This window comes from Paenibacillus sp. cl141a (assembly GCF_900109305.1).
In the GTDB taxonomy this organism is placed as follows: domain Bacteria; phylum Bacillota; class Bacilli; order Paenibacillales; family Paenibacillaceae; genus Paenibacillus_AQ; species Paenibacillus_AQ lautus_A.
This window is the reverse complement of the sequence record NZ_FNZO01000003.1, coordinates 123,196-141,543: the sequence shown is the minus strand read 5'-3', so window position 1 is coordinate 141,543 and position 18,348 is coordinate 123,196. Positions and strand designations below refer to the sequence as shown.

The following is an 18,348-nucleotide window of genomic DNA, read 5'->3' as shown; positions in this document are numbered from 1 at the left end:
AAGCAAGGTCTTTCTTGCTCGGTCTTCTTAAGGGATCTCGCATTCGTTTCCCGTGGTACACGATGATCAACTATCCAGCCATCATCTTCGGGACGTTCCACGGGTGGCAAGCTCCCTTACGTGCCGCAGAAGGTTCGGTAAGGGCGGGAACGCTCGGGCACGATCGCATATTCCGCCTGTTCCGGGGAATGCGCGTATGGATTAGACAGAACGTTCAGCAGTTCTTTCATCACGCTGTAGTCCCCTTCGTTCTCCGCGGCTTCCAGCGCTTCCTCCACCCGATGGTTCCGCGGAATGACCGCAGGATTGCTGCTGCGCATCAGCTGATGGGATTGGTCCCTGGATTCCTGCTGGCGGCCAAGTCTTGCTTGCCAGCGCTCGTACCAGGAAGCTACTTCCGGCGTGCCGTTTAGAGGCGTGTCCTCCAGTCTGTCAAACGTTAACGCACGGAAGGTATTGGTATAGTCTGCCTGATGATTTTTCATCATCTTAAGCAGGTCTTCAATTAGAGATTCGTCCTCCTCCTCTTCATGGAAGATCCCCAGCTTGGCTCTCATGCCTGCAAGCCACTGCTCGTGATACAGATCGGTGAAGGACCCGATCGCACCCTCGGCCAGCTTGATTGCCTGCTCTTCCTCTTCATGGAGCAGCGGAAGCAAGGCTTCCGCCAATCTTGCGAGATTCCAAGCTGCAATATACGGTTGGTTGACATAGGCATAGCGGCCTTGAGAGTCGATGGAGCTGAATACCGTATTCGGGTCAAAGGCATCCATGAAGGCGCAAGGCCCATAATCTATCGTTTCGCCGCTGAGAGTCATATTATCGGTATTCATCACCCCGTGGATAAAACCGACAAGCTGCCATTTGGCGATCAGGACCGCCTGACGCTGGATGACCTCCCGAAGCAACACCAGATAACGGTTGGCACCGTCTCCAAGGTCTGCCTTCGGGTAATGCCGCTTTAGAGTGTAATCGGCCAGAGCCCGTAAATCCTCGGTTGTCCCCGCTCCCCTAACGTATTGAAACGTCCCCACCCTCACGTGACTTGCAGCCACGCGGGTCAGGATGGCGCCCGGCAAATCTCTTTCACGGGTGACAGGCTGGCCGGTCGCCACAACCGCCAGGCTGCGGGTAGTCGGAATGCCCAGCGCGTGCATGGCTTCGCTGATAATATACTCGCGCAGCATCGGACCCAGGGCAGCCCGGCCATCGCCTCCCCGGGAATACGGCGTCCGGCCCGAGCCCTTGAGCTGAATATCCATGCGATCCTTCTGCGGCGTGATTTGTTCACCCAACAGAATCGCACGGCCGTCGCCCAGCATCGTAAAATATCCGAATTGGTGCCCGGCATATGCCTGGGCGAGCGGCTCGGCCCCCTCGGGTATCTCGTTGCCAGCAAGCATTGCCGCTCCTTCCGCGCTTTGCAGGGCATCGGCGTCCAATCCCAACGATGCTGCCAGCGGTTCGTTTAGAACAATCAGCTCCGGCGAGCGCACAGGCGTGGGATCTTGCTTGGTAAAAAAAGATTCCGGCAATTTCGCGTAACTATTGTCAAAATTCCATCCTATATCGTTCAAAGCTTTCCGGTTGGTCATGGGATCTCCTTCTTCATGCAGTTTGATAATGACGGTATCTACCTATTATTTAAACACAAGTCGCTCTTTGTAGGGTTTACTGAAGGAAATTTATTATTCTGCTGGTTAATTGCTGCATTCATAAAAAAATCGCCATCGAGAATCCCTCGACAGCGATGTTTGGTTCAAACGCATCCTTAGTCCCGATTCGCCAGCTTCGCCAGCAACCGGATAATTTCGATGTACAGCCAGACGAGTGTTACCAGCAAACCAAACGAGCCGTACCACTCCATATACTTAGGTGCTCCGTGCTGAGCGCCCTCTTCGATAAAGTTAAAATCCAGCACGAAATTCAGTGCGGCGATGATGATGATCACAACGGAAATTCCGATACCGATCGGGGTGCTGTCATGCAGGTAAGGAACGGCTACGCCGAACAGGCCGAGAACCATGCTAAACAGGTAGACAAGCGCAATGCCGATCGTTGCCGCGATAATCCCCTTTTTGAAGCCTGGCGTGGCCCGGATCAAACCTGTCTTATACGCGAGCAGCATGCCCAGGAATATGCACATCGTCAGTAAAGCCGCCTGCAACGTGATGCCATAGTACAAATATTCGTAATGCGCGGATAATGCACCCAGGAAGAAGCCCTCCAGGATCGCATAGATCGGCGCCAGATACGGTGCTGCCTTCGGCACAAAGCTGATGATCAGCGCCAGGACAAAACCGCCGATCGCTCCGCCGATCATGAACGGGAATACCTCATACCCGTTAAAAAACATAACCCAAGAAATGACCGCTGCCCCGATCAGCAGCGCGAGCAGCATGAACGATTTGTTCACCGTCCCGCCAATCGTCATCGTTTCTTGATTGTTGTAATACCCACTCTTCTCGAAGGTATCTTCGTTGAGTGTCGGATTTCCACTGCGCCCTATCAAATAAATTGCCTCCCTAACTGTCTGTTTTATATCCATTTTAACATAGGTTGGAATATTTTAGGATACGCAAAATATTGCATTACGGACGAATCCAACCGAACTAGAAACTAGCTATGATGACGATAACGGTATGCAAAAAGAAAAAGCATCTCCTGCAGGGGATGCTTTTTTTGTTAGAAGCGAGATCATGGATCGTGAATTCGCCTTGCCTTACTCCAATCCATTAATGAAGGCCTCGAAGTTCGCGGCAAGACGGGTGATCTTGTAATCGCTGGCCTTGTCCACATGAATAACCTCCGGCTCCCCATCGTTCCCCGATGAACGGTAATCCAGCATCACGACCTCGGACGGGGACGGACAGTCGCAGATCACCACGCCAATCTCAGGATACCCGCCGTTCTCGATCATAAAGCGGCTGCCCAGGCTTCCGCACAAGGATTTTTTCTTGTCTCGTCCGATTCCCAGAATACCTGATATTTCAATAAAATCCTGTGCTCCATCCTCTATAGGGAATTTCCGGTTTCGGGGAATCCCCCCGTTATGTACTTTCATGGCTTGAATATAAGATGCCGGCAGCTTGAAGACCAGCGCTTCCTCCACGGATTCGATCAGCTCGTCTGTAGGCGGAGCAGAAACGTATTTATCGGCCTCAGGGGCGCCGTCATCCCAGAAATTCAGTACGTCAGGATCCGTATAAGACACGGCGGCACTGGACTTCTCTGCTGGCTTCGGAGCCGTTTTGTTCCGGATCCATTCCAGAAACTCCAGCGTATCCTCATCTCCAGGTTCTAAATGATCGGCCACTTCAAACGCTCTCCGAGCATCTTCGTATCGGTCCAAATAGTAATACGCGAGCCCAATGCGGTAATGCCACAGCGGATCGTCCTTGCCCTCTTCCTGAATGGACAGAAATTGCTCAACCGCCTCTTCGTAGCGTTCGAGATTGTTCAGCGCCCGGCCCAAATGGCTGATCAGCGCATAATCCCGCTCTTCTTCCGGGATCTCCGAAATCGCATCTACGATTTCTTCAAATTCGTCCTCTTCATGCCACTCTTCCAGCTGCTCCAAAAGCTCCTCATTCATCGTTCATGCCTCCCACTCTATTCATCCTTTCTGAAATTATACCATTCCAGCATAGCCCTCTCCAGCATGGAAGAGCCAGTAAAGATCGCAATAATTCAAATGAAATACTCCCATGCTTAGAAAAAAACAAAACACTGACATAAAGACGTCAGTCATCACCGCTCATAATAGCCATAAAACCATTCTTAATCGTGTTAGGAGGAGAATAAATGATGCACACAAACCAAACATTGCGGGGATTTGCGACCATCAGTTACTGGGCAGATGATATGGAAGCGGCAAAGGCTTGGTATTCCGACCTGCTGGGTATTACGCCATACTTCGAAAGGACAGGTCCCGACGGGAAACTGGCTTACGCCGAAAATTTCGGATTGGGGACTACCGGCACGAGCTTGGTCTCATCGATCGCCGGTTTGCCCCTGGTCAGCCGGCATCCGTCACCGATCCATTCGGCAACATACTTGGCATCATGTACAATGCTCATTACCTAGAGATACTGAATTCCAGAATCCAGGGGTAACCAGAAACATGCTTCTTCACTCTTCGATCCAGCAAAAAAGGGAGCAGCCTAAGCTGCTCCTAATCAAAACGGCATCCGCATGAACTTACACAACATAATCCGCCATAATATGCTCGATATCGAACGGGGTCACACCATGTTCCACCGAGAAGATCGTTTCCGCCTGTTCCGCATGATCTACAAACTCTCCTCTTGCCTTGGCATGCAGCATGAACAGATCATACAGATCGGGCTTCCGCAGGGCTGTCATGGCTTTGCCCATCAAGACCATCCCCTTCTGATTCCCCTCCACATTGTTGTAGTAGTGTGGATGTCTGGTTAGGGACAGATCGGTCCAGATGACCGTACGCTCCACCAGGTCCAGGATGACGGGAATAGCGATCTGCGTATCGGCGGCGACATCGATTTTATTAGCCACCGTCGAGGGCTCGAATATTTCACCCGAACCGGGTTTCTTCCGCATCATCCAGCCCACGAAGCACTCCGGCAGGTTGCAGTACGGTTGCTCTGTATACGAATGAAGAGTCGCCACAATATAACGTCCGCCGTATTGGACGATCGATGGAATATGCAGATCAATGAATTCGCATGCTCCTTGAGGAGCTGACACGATATCCCCGCTGTGCACGGCCCTGTAATGGGAAGACCGCAGATTCGTATAAGAAATATGCTCGACGTACTGCCAGTTGTCATCATACATGACGGCGGACAGGTCAATATCCACGCGGCCCGTAGGCTCACCGTTCACGCGTCCTTCCTTCCACCAGTTGAAGAAACGGATGGTATCCCCTTCCGTCATCGGCACGCGGCTTCCCCGAACCAACGTATGCAGGGCTTTGCTTGCCGATCTCTGCGAGAACGGCACATGATAGTCCTTCAATCGCTTATCGACATAGGCCTTCCCCAAGGGCGGCAGCGCGGCGAACCGCTGGACCAACGCCTGCTCGCATACCTGCATGATGTCTCGACATGCCGCTTCATCGATCTCAGGAAGCGTATGGGATACGGCAAAGGCTTTAGCCACATTTCCTTTCGGGAAAAAGACGCGCAGCTCTTGAGGTTCGCAGCGGCGGGCAAAATGATTCTTCACTTGCAGCAAGACAGGCGTCGATACTTGATTCGCCACCTCGCCAAACGCCAGAACGACATACTCCGTATGTTCGGTGGAGCGCAGCAACTGATCCAATCTGCGGGCAAATTCGCCCGGACGCTGCATCAACAAATCGATCAAGTTCCAGACCTGATCGTACTGAAATGCAAGCTCGACACTCCCGTTATAGGTGGTAAAGGGCTTGTGATTCCGCAAAATATCAAAAGCTTCCTCGCAGCGTCTATACCGGTGTTTATATTCGGAAGGATGGAGGATTTCGCCCAAACGAATCCAGCGACCCTTAAATCTGAGCATATCCTCCGTTATCGGATGGCAGCGTTCCAGCAACCCCAGTAGCAGCCGTCTCTCGCGCCGCTTAAATTTCCGAAACCGGGTGGCTTCCGCCAGACTGACATCTCCGCCTGACCAAGCCACCGCTAGACGAAGGACATCGGTCGCGGTTTTGAAATAACGCCCGATCCGCTCGACATCCCCCTTGTCATGCTTCATTAACGCAGCTGCCACGAATCCCGCATTCTCCTTGAACGGAATCTCGGGAGGGAGAATGACATCCAGTTCCTCGGGGTCGACAAGCTCAATAACGGCCTCTATATCCTGTTTATCCGTTGGGGAGATGGAGCCTTTAGCTTGGATCAGCTGTCGTATCATGGCATAGAAATCCGCCTTGCTTCCCAGATCAATGGTTTTCACGTTGACTTCATCCTGCAGCGGAGGTCTTTCCTCATGCTCATATACAGGCAGATCCCAAGTCAGATCATGATAGATGGCATTCAAGTACAGCTCCGCATCGTCCTCCTCCATCACCTGCACCGGAAACGCGGGATACATCGGCTCATAGTTTACATGTGCGCCTACCATCACCCGTAAATCGTCAATCAGCGGTTGATAAAGCGCTTCGAACTGCTCTTTGGATAAGGCTCGCACGGCGTGCAGCAATGGATACGAGAACGTATACCCAAGCTGCTCGATATTCTTCACGGCCGTCGCCAGATAAGCTTTTGGGATACGATCCGATTCATTCTCTGCATCAACCATCCATTTGTTCGCTCTTCGTAAATAAATCGAGTTCATCATATCAAGAGTCCAGGAAAGCCATATCCCTAATGTCATTGAAAGAATTATAGAAGGAAGGAATATGATAGCCTGGACGCCTCCTCTCTTGAATCAAACTCCCTCAGGAAAGCTGCGACCCTAGGTTCGCCAATTGAAATAGAAGGAAGGATCGCAATAGCCTGAAGGCCAAAGGTTGAAGTCCATGACCTCAAACCTTTGATGAACCCATCATCCCATACCTTGCAGTCGGCCAACAGGGCGAAAGTATTACGACTGTGGAAAATTAGGAATGATTTCACTCTTCTCATGATGAAAAAGCGACCGCCGCTGGTCGCGGCAATCGCTTCTCTGGTAAGTGTTATTTATTTTCATGGGACTAGAACAAAAAAAGCGAAACCCCTAGACTTATCTTTTTTGCTAAAATAAACTTAAAATGGAAGCCGTACGATTTTCGAATTCCCGATCATGATTGGAAAGCGAGGTGCAGCCATTGACGACCCTTATTGTGATCATCGTCATTTTCTCACTGATCACGCCGTCCTTCTTCATCGCGAAATTCACCAAGGAATTACGGGCGAACAACAACCGAAACGTGCAGCGCAAGACGATTCTCGCGAGCGGTACGCCCGCTCAAGCACAGATTAACTCGATCCGGCAAACGAATGTGCAGGTTGACGATCAACCTGAAGTGTTGCTGGACCTAAGCGTCACGAAACCGGATGGCGGGACGATCCATACCGTCGTAAGAACCGTTATCCCGATCATAAGCATCCCCACGTTCCAACGAGGCAATATCATCGAAGTAAGGCATATGACCATAGACAATGAGTTGAAATTCGAGGTCGTAGGCGCCTATATACCTTGACCCTGAATTCTCGATTACAGCTCTCCCTCAAGAAAACGGATGAGATACGATTCAGGCTGCGCAAGGAACTCAGTAAAGCTGCATAGATCGGCGTACGTCTGATGCTCCACATCATAACAGCCAATCAGGCCCTTTTTCTTCGGATTCCATACGAGCTGCAGATCGGAGTAATTGTCAATGTCGGGAGACAGGCGCAGAAGCTGCTGGCGCCCGACCTTCATCTCGATCGTGTCGGTCAATGCAAAGAAGTCGATATACCCGATTTCATATTCATTCTCCGGCAGCTCAAGCCGCAGCTGGTCTCCTGTCAGAAAACGGACCAATTCATCGGTCAATTTATACTTCTTCAGCGCATACTTCTTGTTCTCTAAGCTATGAAACTCGGCCGGCTCCAGCGATTTCAAGTAGTCGGCCAGGACCGTATCCTTATTGCTGACCGCAATCGTATACGGCCGCTCGCCGTCCTTTTCCGCCAACGTCACGTCAGCGCCGCGCTCAATCAGATGCTTGACCATGCGCTGATTCCCCATCCGCGTGGCCACGGTTAGCGGAGTCGCTTGATAAGGATAGACCATATCGGGCTGATTATAATTGATGTCCGCCCCATGATCGAGTAGATAATCGAGTGTCTTATAATCATGGTCGGACACGGCTTGGCGCAGCACCGCGCTGCCATGCAGCTTGAGATCCAATCCCAGCTCATGAATGAGCGGGATGTTTTTTTTGTTGCCGTAATAGGCCTGTTCATATGCGCCGGACCCGGTTTGATTGAGTTTGTCCAGCTCGGCGCCCTGCGCTGCGATATAACGAACGATATCTTCCTTGCCGTACCGCACCGCTCGCAAAAAAGCCGGATTATGATGTACATTCAGGTTAACGCCGTGCTCGACCAGCAGCTTCACCACATCCGCTCGCTGCGAGATCAGCGCCAGATCGAGCGGGCTTACCGTCGTATACTTGCTTAGTTCGATGCCCTCCTCGATATCCCAGCCTGCGGTTATTGCCTCCTGCAAAGCCGGAATGTTCCCTTGGTAGATGTGCATCGCAATCTCCGGCAGTTCCTCGAATTTGCCGATATCTTTCAGAACGATCATCGATATTCCTCCCAGCGTAAAACCTGTGTATGTATGCGGGGCTTTTCCTGCTGCGATGTTATCGGGATTAACGTCTGTAGGCTCATGGCCATTCATGTGGAGATACATATATTCCACTTCTTCCAGCGGCATTTGCAGCGTTCGGCTGATTTCATAGAGGCGATGTCTTGCGCCAATGTTATGATATCCTTTCGCACCCTTTCGACAGGAGCCATGCCTCTATATCGGCAAATGCCTGCCCTGCATCCTGTTCATAGAAGACGGCTACCTCTTGCTGATAAGCATAATTGAATCGTACATATCCGCCCAGTTCCCGGTAGAACAAGCTGCATGTGTATTCGTTTTCCACGCACAAATCCGGCGGAAAGGACGCTTGACACATACCGGCCAGCTCGGGCAGCGAAGGCTGATCCTCCCCTGGCGGCAAACGCAAAAAGAGATGGCTCCGCGTACCCGTCCACGGTTCGTAATAGACGGCTCCCTCTTGGCTGCTTCCATACATCTGACGGTATATTTCATCCAGCACCGCGGCGTACAGGCCTTCATCGTTCCGCTCCCGTGACTGCAGCAAGATTGCTTGTATATGCTCCGCATGCCGAGGCAGCCAGAGCAACTGAGCCGTCTGGGGATGCACCGCCAGAAAATCACCGTCCACCGTTGTGCCTATAGCGATACACTCTGCAATCTGCGGCTCCGTAATGGGACTGTTATCGTCATGCTCCCATAACCCGTACTCGGCAAAAGGCTGCAGCACCTCCCTATCCGGCTGCTGGACATTCATCCACCCGCGGTAAGTCCCTTCGCCGAATCGCTGCATAAACCGGAAGTAGCCCGGCGGATAAACCCCCTCTTCCTCTCTTCCAAGCACTTGACTTTGGCCATCCGACAGCGGCCTCGGTCCCGATACGATGTACATGATCACTCCTCCTGTTTTCTTCTATTATTCCACAATTTTCAAGCCATGACGAGAACCCCATCCGACTTCTTCCGTTCGTTCTCCCTGCTTTTATGACACGTGTCATACGGATCTCTTTACAGGTGTGAATGTTGCGCCAGGGAGATCGTACCTACAATAGAAAGACAAGAGAACCTAGAAGAAAGAAGGAATGGAAGAATGGAACAACGAACGGGCAGAATTCGCCTGCTGGATATTTTGCGGGGCTTCGCGATCCTGGGAACGCTCGGGACGAATATTTGGATCTTCGCGCATGCGGGGGATCTACGCTACATTACCACCTTTGATCACTCCGGCTGGTGGGGAGCGGACGATCTTCTCCGGATGATCATCTTGTTTCTGGTAAACGGGAAGCTGCTCGGACTGCTGACGATCATGTTCGGGGTCGGTCTGGAAATGAAGTACCGGCAGGCCAAGCGCAAAGGAAAGCCGTGGCCTGGCGTTTATTTATGGGCCGTTCTGTTTTTAATCCTCGAAGGCCTGCTGCATTTTATATTAGTCATGGAGTATGACATCTTGATGAGTTACGGGATTACCGCCATCATTGCAGCCTTTATCGTAAAGGGCGGCGACCGGCTCATCGCCCGCACGATGAATGTAATCGGCAGTATCTTTGCCATCGCGATCCTGGCCCTTGCGGGACTCATGCTGGCAAGCGGGGCCAGCGTATCGCTAGGCAGCTTTGACGATGTCGCTGCTCTCTATCAGGAAGGCACTTGGATCGAGCAGGTCCGGTACCGGCTGGCGAATTTCCTCCCGTTGCGAGCGGAGGCCATCCTCGTCATCCCGACGAACGTGTTTCTGTTCCTGCTAGGGGTTCGCTTTATGCGCTCAGGCGTATTCGCCCCGGACGACAACGGCAAAAGACTGCGAAAAAGGCTATTCAAGCTGGGTATATATGTCGGCGTGCCGCTCAACCTGCTCATATTCGTTCCCGGCGGCGCTTTCGATCTGCCGGTGCGCTATTTATTCGCTCCACTTATGTCTATGGGGTATATAGCAATCATTGCGAGAATGATACAATATACGAAATGGGAATGGCTTTGGTGCCGTCTGGAGAACGTCGGAAAAATGTCACTGAGCTGCTATGTGCTCCAGAACATCATCGCATCCACCATCTTTTACGGCTGGGGGTTGGGGCTTGCCGGCAAGCTGAATTCAGCGGCCATTATCGCCATCTGGCTGGTTATCTCCGCATTTCTGCTGGGCATGGCGTCCCTATGGCTCCGCCGCTTTAAGCTGGGGCCCATGGAGACCGCCCGCAAACAGGCGATAGGTTTCTTCGAATCAAGATAGCCGAAATTGGGGGCTCGATATGTTCTACAAGTTGTACCCGAGGGATCAGATCAAAAGTTATTTGCTCATCGATATCATATTGACCGTATTCTTATGCTACCAGGTGTTTCGTTCGGATACGGCGCTGGGACTGTGGGGCAGCCTTTTGCTGCTCCTGCTGTTCCTTGTTTCATTCTATGTCGCATTATGGCGTCGGGGCGGCTGGCTGCTGGCTGCCGTGCTGGCGGGCCTGTTCGCTGTAGGCGTACTCGGGGTGTATACGGGGCCGAGCACCCTGCTGTTCGGGATCATTTTTGCCGATTTGCTGGGCCGGTCCAAGTCCAAGGTACATATCGCCATCGGCTGTGCGGCCATTGCCCTATCATTCCTGCTCGTGTTCGTTTTCCGAAAGGAACCGCTGCTCGAAACGTCCAGTGCCATTTACCTTCCGATCATGATCATTCAGTCGGTGTATCCGCTCGTCATCTACATTAAGGAGAAAGCGAAAAGCCTGCAGGGGGAGCTGGATGAAGCCAATGAGCAGATCGCAAAGTATATTCAGCAGGAGGAGCGACAGCGAATCGCCAGGGATCTTCACGATACCTTGGGGCAGACCCTCATGATGATCAAAATGAAAAGCGAGCTGGCAACGAAATGGGTGGATAAGGATCCAAGTCAGGCCAAACGGGAGTTAAGCGAGATTCTGGATACCTCCAGAACCGCCCTCAAGCAGGTGAGGGAGCTGGTATCCGATATGAAGTTCATCTCGCTGGCAAGCGAGCTGGAGCATTCGGCCAAGCTGCTGCATACGGCAGGAATTGCGCTGACGATCGAGAATCCGGAGAAGCCCCCGCTGTTATCCAGCGTGGAAGAAACGATGCTGGCGCTCTGCGTCCGGGAAGCCATGACCAATATTATCAAGCATAGCCGGGCCAAGCGTTGCACCGTCAAGCTGGAAACGAAGAATAATGCCTTCGTGATCCATATCGCGGATGACGGCGTGGGGCTTGCGGGCCACGGCGGCGGAAACGGCCTTCCGTCGATCATGGAGCGGATGAAGACGCTAGGCGGGTCCTCCGCCATCGACCCGTTGCCTCAGGGGGGCACCAAGGTATCCCTGAAACTCCCGCTTCGCCGGCATGAAAAGGAGGACGCATCATGATTCGAATCGTCATTGCAGAAGATCAGCAAATGCTTCGCGGCGCATTCGCTTCACTGCTCAATTTCGAAGACGACATCGAGGTGGTGGCCGAGGTGCCGGACGGGCAGCGCGCCTGGGACGCGATTCGGCAGCACCAGCCGGATGTGTGCCTGCTCGACATCGAGATGCCTCATATTAACGGCCTGGAATTGGCCGAGTCCATACGTCAAGCAGGCCTATCCTGCAAAATCATGATCGTCACGACCTTCGCACGTCCCGGTTATTTGCAAAAAGCGATGGATGCGCAGGTGGAGGGCTATCTGTTAAAGGACGAGCCCATCGATTTCTTGATTGAGGCCATCCGGCGGGTCATGAAGGGAGAGCGGGTCGTGAGCACCGACTTGGCGGCCGCGCTCTTCATGAAGGAGGAGAATCCGCTCAGCGAACGGGAAATCGAAATGCTCCGGTTAACCAAGGAAGGCATGACTACCGGCGACATCAGCAAAGCCTTGTTTCTGACAAGGGGAACCGTGCGCAACTACCTGTCCTCCGCCATCCAGAAGCTGGAGGCGGATTCCCGGCAGCAGGCCGTCACGATCGCGGAAGATAAAGGGTGGCTGTAAACTCCCCGGGATACATATGTAGGAGGTGAAGGAGATGAACGCTTTGACCCATACGACAGCCAGCGTGCCGTGGCAGCGGTTGACGACAGCCTATGGAAGAGGCACGGATATTCCTCGGCTATTGGAAACACGACAATATAAAGAATTGGCCAGCCTGATCGAGCACCAAGGCACCCTGTGGCAGACGACACCATGGGCCCTGCTTATGCTCCTGCGGGAGCTTGCCAAACAGAAACCGGAGCAGGTCTCTTCAGAGGAAATGGAATTATACTTATCCGTAGCTTCAGCCATAACCGTGGAATATATGGATTCGGTACAAACGATTGAAACGATGGATAAGCTGCTGGACGAAAGATACTTATGGCCGGAAGACGACAAAGAAGACGATTTGCGATGGGAAGAAGAGGAGCCCTCCGGTTATGAAGCGGAAACCTTCATCAGTTATTATTACTTCAGTTATGTGCTGCTGCAGGAAGCGGCTCCTGTTTTCAGAGCGATTATGAAAGGCAGCGATCAGCATGCCGACTCCATTTCGGAGCTGCTGGCACTGCTTGAGCCGAAAGATGCCGATATGTAGAAACATGCAGGTTTGGCAAAAAGCGCGAGCCTCCGGTACCGACACCGGAGAATCCTGCATAGGACAGCGCGGATTTAAACCTTTTTTAAACGAAATCATCCGCTCGTTTTAACCTTGATCCGTTATCATACAAATAATTGCGATAACAAGGAGCGTGCGTATGAGAGTTCTGGAAATGTTGTGGGTTGCAGCCTGCGTTGCGATGCTGATAATACTGTTGAGCCGTAACACAATAAATCGGAAGGCTGGCGCGATCGTCGGCATCGCTGGCGGTTTGCTGTTCGCCGTGCAGCTGCTGGTTGAGGGATACAGGTGGCAGATGATTCCGGCCTACATCGTCACCGCTTTGCTCTTTGTGTTGGTTCTGTTCAGACGTAAAAAGGTCAAGAAACCGCTGCGGTGCACGATATGGGGCCTTTCGGTCGTTTTGCTGGGCGGATCGATTGCCTTATCGGCACTGCTGCCGGTTTTCCATTTACCGAAGCCCTCGGGCGAGTTCAGGGTGGGGACGGATACGTTCCATTTCATTGATGCGGACCGTGAAGAAACGTTTACCGAACAAAAAGGCGACAAACGTGAGCTTATCGTTCAGGTATGGTATCCGGCCGCGGCGTCTGGCCAAGGCGCCGAGAAAGCTACGGTGTTTCCTAAGGATAAAAGGCTCTTTCACACCTATATGCAAGCATATTCCGAATATCTGGGCCTTCCCGCGGCCGCGTTAGACTATTGGAAATACAGCCGGGCCAACGCTAACGGCCATGCCGATTTGCGGCTGGCGAAGAATCCGTATCCGGTGGTGCTGTTGTCGCACGGCATGGGGGTCGGCAGAATTTTGCATTCGTCCCAGGCTGAACATCTTGCCAGCCACGGCTATATCGTATTTGCCATCGATCATACGTACAGCACGGCCGCCACCGCATTTCCCGATGGGCGCGTAACCGGTTTTCTTACGGAACAATCCCAGGAGCGATTATTCGAGGACAGCCGCACTATTTTGAAGGTGTGGAATGAGGATATAGCCTTTGTCACGGATCAGTTGGAGAGGCTTCAATCAGGCGCCGTCGCCAGCAAGTTTAAAGGAGCCTTAGATCTGGACAACATCGGCATGATGGGCCATTCCTTCGGCGGGGCTGCAGCCTTTGAAGCCGTTTATTCCAACCCGCGGATCAAAGCCGGTGTGAATATGGACGGAACGCTATTCATAACGACGGACCGGGACGACATGGAGAAACCGTTTATGTTCATGGAATCGGAGGATTTTATGGAGGTGAACGAACAGCAGGCGAAGTATCGCCAAACCCCGGCTACGGAAGCCGAGCTCCAAGCACTGGGGTTAACGCGAGAACAATTCGACATGATTCTGGCGAATCGGGAATTGGAGCTGAAGCTGATGGATCGCTTATCTCAACAGGGACTAGGACGGACCCTTTATATCGAAGGCGCAGGACACTATAATTTCACCGATCTTCAGCTGTACTCTCCGCTTACCCGCCTGACCGGCATGACCGGAAGCATGAATGGATCAAGGGGAGCCGAGATCGTCAACCGCTACGTGCTGGAATTCTTTAATCAGCATTTGCGCGGAATGGAGAGTAAGCTTCTAACCGGTCCCTCGGAGGAATACCCGGAAGTGAAGTATCCGGACCGGGTGTTTCTGGAAGGCTAGATTGCCTTACGCTCTATACGTGCCTGACATGTCCTTCTAGTTGTTCATAACCAGCCCATATTTCTTAACGACCCACGAGTCAATCCGATCATTCACCGCTTGTTGACTTATGCGAACAGCCGGCTTCTGCTCTTGCATAGCGTTTGCGGCTTGTACCGAGAAACGAAGCGGCTTGGTCATTTTTTTCATGGATGCTGCAGTCCCCGATAGGGGAATGAGACACCTTCATTTCTGACAAAGAATCCGGAGCTTTCATCCCCCGCAGCAATCGAAATAGAATAGACAAAGAAAGGGTGGTAATCGGGCCGTTCTTGCGCCGTATAATACTAATAATAGGTACGATACGCCTCAGTCACCTGATCCAGATCATGCTGGGTCATGGCATGATTCGTACGGTGAAATTTGGCTTGTTTTTGCTCAAATCGTGCCAACATTTGGTTGAATTCTTCCGGCATTATTAAAAATTTCAGTTTATAAAATCCGCTGTTTTTCAATCTCTCCATTCATCTCACCGCCTGATATCGTTTTATCCCGAGGTTTAGATGCGTGCATGAAAAGTAACCCGGGTTCCTTCGCCTAACCTGCTCTGAATATGAAGCCCTGTTCCGAAGTGCCGCTTTAATCGCTGGTCCGTATTGATCAATCCGACCCCGGACTGATGATTTGCTGTTCTCTCTAGGATTCGCTGCAATTGAGCTTCATCCATTCCGATCCCATCGTCCTGAACGGTTATCTCGGCATGCGTGGCATGGACGGAAATTCGAATATGTATGGTTCCCCCATAAGTGCGCTTCATGACACCATGCCTTATCGCATTTTCGACCAAGGGCTGGATCGAAAGGAACGGAATTTGCAAGGCTCCGCAGTCGTCTACCTCCCAAACCACCTGCAGCCGCTCTTCAAACCGAACCTGCTCGATATAAAGATACGAGCGCACCAGACTCAGCTCCTCCTCGATCGGTACAAGTCCAGCCGTGTCTTGGAATCTGAATTTATATCTCAGAAAGTTGCTGAACTCCTCAAGCAGATTCCGCATCTTGTCCAAATCAACGTCGCTTAGGGCCGTCACCGCATTTAAAGCATTGAATAAAAAATGAGGCTGGATTTGCGCTTGCAGCCATGCCGCTTCCAGTCGGAGCTGCTCCCGGACCGTTTGTTTAATCGTCGTTAAGGCCTCAATCCTCGACCTGATTTCCAAGGCCTCCACCGGCTTGGTCACATAATCGTTGGCCCCCGCCAGAAACCCGCTTTGGATGTCTTTCGGTTGGCTTCTTGCAGTAAGCAGCAGCACAGGGAGCTCCGTGAGCGTAAACCGCTCGCGAATCCTCCGCGTCAGCTCATACCCGGACATCTGCGGCATCATAATATCGGAGATGACCAAATCCCACGCCTTCGCATCCAGTAGAGCCAACGCTTCCTTACCGCTTGTTGCCATCGTCACCTCGTATTCGTCCGGCGGCAGTATAGCTTCAAGCACCTGAAGGTTGACCGGGTCGTCGTCAATGATGAGCAAGAGCGGTCGGTTACTTCTCCTTTCGGGTAGAGCTCCTTGTATCGCGGCTGGCGGGAAGATCTCCTCTTTATGCAAACCAGTCCCAATGGCATCCTGGATCGGCATGGACGGCAATGTCGGCGGTCCGTTAGAGTTAGGATCATGCTGCTCTTCCTCTGTATCGAGCCCTGCCAGCTTTAACGAAAACGTAAATCTCGAGCCTTCCCCTGGAACGGAGGCCACTTCAAGCGTACCCCGATGAAGCTCAATGAGCTGCTTGCTTATGCTTAGACCTAACCCAAAGCCGCCTTCGATCATGGTCTCGCTGGCGCTCGCCTGCTCATACGGAAGGAATAAGCGCTTCAGCATGGCTTCGTCCATTCCGATCCCCGTATCGGTAATCGCGATATAGGCTCTGTCGTCCTCTGTAAAAGCTTGAATCGAAATGTACCCTTCATTCGTATATTTTACGGCATTATGCAGCAGATTGAACACGACTTGAATCATCCGGTTCTCGTCCGCCAAGACGGGAGGGAAATCATCCGGGATCTGATTGACGATGCTGACCGACTTCACTTCCGCATTAAATTGCAGCATATCCATCACCCCCGTCACGATGGGCTGGATCGATACGGCTTTTTTCTGCAGCCGCGGATTGCCATCCCGCAGACTCATGACGTCCATCAAATCGTTTAATATTAGTGTTAGACGACGTCCGACGGTCAGAATCGTTTCAAGCTCTTTCACACTCCTGTCCTGCAGCAAAGGCCGTTCCCGGTTCAACACGGATTGCGACATGTTAAGCATGCTGTGCAGCGGATTTTTGAACTCATGGGACGTGTTCGCCAGGAATTGATCCTTATGGTCATTCACTCTTTGCAAGGTTGCGGCAATCTCTTTCGTGTTCGCATGCATTTTGAAGTAACCCTTAAACCATACAGCGGCCAAGCATCCCATCGAAAGGATCAGGTCAAACGGATAATGGGCAACACTTAAGGCGCTTTCCCGCAAGAACAACGCCCACAGGAAATGATGGACCAACGCAACCATGGAAAAAAGCATCAGCAAATGGTCTTTAATGCCCTTCATTATGGTTTTGGTGATTGCAATGATCGTGATGACGGCCGTTACGCAGCCGAGCAGAAAATAAACCGGGAAAAGCATGATCACCTGAGGCGGAGCCAAGAACAAGGTAATGCCGGCAGTTCCTAAGATCGTGACGGCATAAACGGGATGCACCCTGTTCCAATAAGAGAGTTCGCGATGATTCGTGCATTCCAGCAACGCATAGCATCCAATCATAAAGGCGGCATTGGACAACCGAAAATCCCAATCGCTGCTGATGTATATAAATTGATGGAACAGCTTCTCATCCGTGCTCAATATGCTCGAAAGGGTTACGCAGAGGGTCAGCAAGGAAAAATACAGCAGCCTCTTTTCCCTATTCCCCAGTACAAATAAAATGAGTGCATAAACGGAATGCATAAGGAAGATAACAGCTCCCAGTGTTTGCATCGAAACCGAGAGTTTCATTTCTTTGGCCACGGCTTCCTCTGAACCCAATTTAATGGACCTGGCTATCCCGCTGCTTCGGCTATCCACATAATTGGCCGCCTGAATCACTAATTCGATGACGCCGTTGCCGTCCGCCGTAAAGCTTGCAGAGTACGGCAGGTTCTTCGCGGTATAGGCTTCCTTCGTGTCCGCGACCCGCCCGGATTTGGCAAGCAAACGGCCATTGACATAGAATTCGGATGACGAACGTACGCTAGGCACGCGAATGCTATAATTCAGCTTCTCCTCGGGATTCACTAGAATACGCAGGCGATAGGAAGCAAATCCATATGGAGACGCTTTGCCATTACCATGCAGAGCTTGATTCCATCCCCCCGGAACCGCAATCAGCTTCGGCTTCGGCCCGCCTGATGCATCCTGCCCGCTCCCATCCAGCAGCCACTGCATGGGATAAAACTCCCACTCTCCGTCAAGCAACAGAATGCCGCCTTCTTCGGCATCCCATTCCCGCAAATCGAGATGCCCCTTATTTATCGTCACCTGCTGTTGATCAGGGAACACTTCCAACCACAGCAGGCGCATGCTCGATAGAATCACTATGAGTAATCCTATTAACCATAAAATGCGGCTCTTTTTTATTTGGTGACTTGGTAGGCTCTTTGCCAAGAGATATTCCACTCCCAATCCATTTTATTGTAAGCGTAGCTCCATTATTTACAATTGCAAACCCAAATGAAAGAACAACCATTGATGACTACCATGCCATCAATGGTTGTTTGCGTTACTCATTATTTATCGATCAGACCGGTCACTTTCAGCATTCTTGCTATCAATGCCGTTACCTCAGCTCGCGTCATTTGCGCAGC

General features: G+C 51.8%; 15 protein-coding genes and 1 pseudogene. 7 read left to right on the top strand and 9 right to left on the bottom strand.

Annotated elements, in window-relative coordinates:
* Window positions 1-116 precede the first annotated feature (116 nt).
* The 3 genes from BMX45_RS10600 to BMX45_RS10590 all read right to left on the bottom strand — a co-directional run bounded on the left by BMX45_RS10600 (window position 117) and on the right by BMX45_RS10590 (window position 3,595).
* On the bottom strand, window positions 117-1,595 hold the full coding sequence (locus tag BMX45_RS10600) for a protein adenylyltransferase SelO (protein WP_090909646.1): 1,479 nt from the start codon (window positions 1,593-1,595) through the stop codon (window positions 117-119).
* A 176-nt stretch (window positions 1,596-1,771) separates the two neighbouring features.
* Window positions 1,772-2,512, bottom strand: a complete 741-nt coding sequence (locus BMX45_RS10595) for a Bax inhibitor-1/YccA family protein (protein ID WP_009591137.1) — start codon at window positions 2,510-2,512, stop codon at window positions 1,772-1,774.
* A 210-nt stretch (window positions 2,513-2,722) separates the two neighbouring features.
* Window positions 2,723-3,595 carry an SMI1/KNR4 family protein gene (locus tag BMX45_RS10590; protein WP_090909645.1) on the bottom strand — a complete coding sequence of 291 codons (873 nt, stop codon included), beginning with the start codon at window positions 3,593-3,595 and terminating at the stop codon, window positions 2,723-2,725.
* 212 nt (window positions 3,596-3,807) lie between these two features.
* Here BMX45_RS10590 and BMX45_RS10585 point away from each other — a divergent pair.
* Window positions 3,808-4,115: pseudogene (locus tag BMX45_RS10585) on the top strand (VOC family protein).
* An 85-nt stretch (window positions 4,116-4,200) separates the two neighbouring features.
* Here the strand turns inward: BMX45_RS10585 and BMX45_RS10580 are convergent.
* Complete coding sequence (locus BMX45_RS10580; protein ID WP_090909644.1) at window positions 4,201-6,300, bottom strand: TerD family protein; 2,100 nt, start codon at window positions 6,298-6,300, stop codon at window positions 4,201-4,203.
* A 448-nt stretch (window positions 6,301-6,748) separates the two neighbouring features.
* Here BMX45_RS10580 and BMX45_RS10575 point away from each other — a divergent pair, with 448 nt between their 5' ends.
* Window positions 6,749-7,144 (top strand): hypothetical protein, encoded by a 396-nt coding sequence (locus tag BMX45_RS10575; protein WP_254778028.1) that lies wholly within the window; start codon window positions 6,749-6,751, stop codon window positions 7,142-7,144.
* 14 nt (window positions 7,145-7,158) lie between these two features.
* Here the strand turns inward: BMX45_RS10575 and BMX45_RS10570 are convergent, their stop codons facing one another.
* Together BMX45_RS10570 and BMX45_RS10565 are read right to left on the bottom strand one after the other, a co-directional pair.
* Window positions 7,159-8,238, bottom strand: a complete 1,080-nt coding sequence (locus BMX45_RS10570) for an ankyrin repeat domain-containing protein (RefSeq protein WP_090909987.1) — start codon at window positions 8,236-8,238, stop codon at window positions 7,159-7,161.
* 178 nt (window positions 8,239-8,416) lie between these two features.
* On the bottom strand, window positions 8,417-9,154 hold the full coding sequence (locus BMX45_RS10565; protein ID WP_090909643.1) for a hypothetical protein: 738 nt from the start codon (window positions 9,152-9,154) through the stop codon (window positions 8,417-8,419).
* Between the two features lie 198 nt (window positions 9,155-9,352).
* Here BMX45_RS10565 and BMX45_RS10560 point away from each other — a divergent pair, with 198 nt between their 5' ends.
* The 5 genes from BMX45_RS10560 to BMX45_RS10540 all read left to right on the top strand — a co-directional run bounded on the left by BMX45_RS10560 (window position 9,353) and on the right by BMX45_RS10540 (window position 14,475).
* The gene (locus BMX45_RS10560) at window positions 9,353-10,489 is read left to right on the top strand and encodes a DUF418 domain-containing protein (RefSeq protein ID WP_090909642.1); all 1,137 of its coding nucleotides are present in this window, start codon (window positions 9,353-9,355) and stop codon (window positions 10,487-10,489) included.
* 19 nt (window positions 10,490-10,508) lie between these two features.
* Window positions 10,509-11,630 (top strand): sensor histidine kinase, encoded by a 1,122-nt coding sequence (locus BMX45_RS10555; RefSeq protein ID WP_090909641.1) that lies wholly within the window; start codon window positions 10,509-10,511, stop codon window positions 11,628-11,630.
* Window positions 11,627-12,232 (top strand): response regulator transcription factor, encoded by a 606-nt coding sequence (locus tag BMX45_RS10550; RefSeq protein ID WP_090909640.1) that lies wholly within the window; start codon window positions 11,627-11,629, stop codon window positions 12,230-12,232. Before BMX45_RS10555 ends, BMX45_RS10550 begins: the two co-directional genes overlap by 4 nt.
* 34 nt (window positions 12,233-12,266) lie before the next feature.
* Window positions 12,267-12,809 (top strand): hypothetical protein, encoded by a 543-nt coding sequence (locus BMX45_RS10545; protein WP_090909639.1) that lies wholly within the window; start codon window positions 12,267-12,269, stop codon window positions 12,807-12,809.
* Between the two features lie 160 nt (window positions 12,810-12,969).
* Complete coding sequence (locus BMX45_RS10540; RefSeq protein ID WP_090909638.1) at window positions 12,970-14,475, top strand: alpha/beta hydrolase family protein; 1,506 nt, start codon at window positions 12,970-12,972, stop codon at window positions 14,473-14,475.
* Between the two features lie 36 nt (window positions 14,476-14,511).
* Here the strand turns inward: BMX45_RS10540 and BMX45_RS31760 are convergent, their stop codons facing one another.
* The 3 genes from BMX45_RS31760 to BMX45_RS10530 form a co-directional block, all read right to left on the bottom strand.
* Window positions 14,512-14,664 carry a hypothetical protein gene (locus tag BMX45_RS31760; protein ID WP_254778027.1) on the bottom strand — a complete coding sequence of 51 codons (153 nt, stop codon included), beginning with the start codon at window positions 14,662-14,664 and terminating at the stop codon, window positions 14,512-14,514.
* A gap of 137 nt (window positions 14,665-14,801) precedes the next feature.
* On the bottom strand, window positions 14,802-14,978 hold the full coding sequence (locus BMX45_RS31755; protein WP_254778026.1) for a hypothetical protein: 177 nt from the start codon (window positions 14,976-14,978) through the stop codon (window positions 14,802-14,804).
* Window positions 14,979-15,013: 35 nt separating this feature from the next.
* Window positions 15,014-18,148, bottom strand: a complete 3,135-nt coding sequence (locus BMX45_RS10530) for a hybrid sensor histidine kinase/response regulator (RefSeq protein WP_090909637.1) — start codon at window positions 18,146-18,148, stop codon at window positions 15,014-15,016.
* Window positions 18,149-18,348: the final 200 nt, after the last annotated feature.